This window comes from Acinetobacter sp. ESBL14 (assembly GCF_036668815.1).
Lineage (GTDB): Bacteria > Pseudomonadota > Gammaproteobacteria > Pseudomonadales > Moraxellaceae > Acinetobacter > Acinetobacter gyllenbergii.
In genome coordinates, this window is sequence record NZ_JAZEVS010000072.1 from 1 (window position 1) to 261 (window position 261).

The 261-nt window shown below is 49.0% G+C and carries 1 protein-coding gene; it reads left to right on the top strand.

Translation table 11 applies throughout. From position 1 onward, the window contains the following. Positions 1-261: Ig-like domain-containing protein (locus tag V6E90_RS21680; protein WP_332606430.1), on the top strand; the 261-nt coding region annotated here is incomplete at both ends.

Below are 261 nucleotides of genomic sequence, written 5' to 3' on the forward strand. Positions count from 1 at the left end.
ACAGCAGCAATGTAACGGACACTCAAGTTTATACAGTGGACACCACTGCACCGAATGCGCCAGAGATTAATCCAATCAATGGTACAGATCCAATTACAGGAACAGCGGAACCAGGTTCAACAGTAACCGTGACTTTCCCAGATGGTACAAGTGTTCAGGTCCCAACAGATCCAACGACTGGGGCATGGACCACACCAAATCCAGGTAACTTACCGAATGGCGGTACAGTAACAGCTGTAGCAACTGATCCTGCAGGCAACC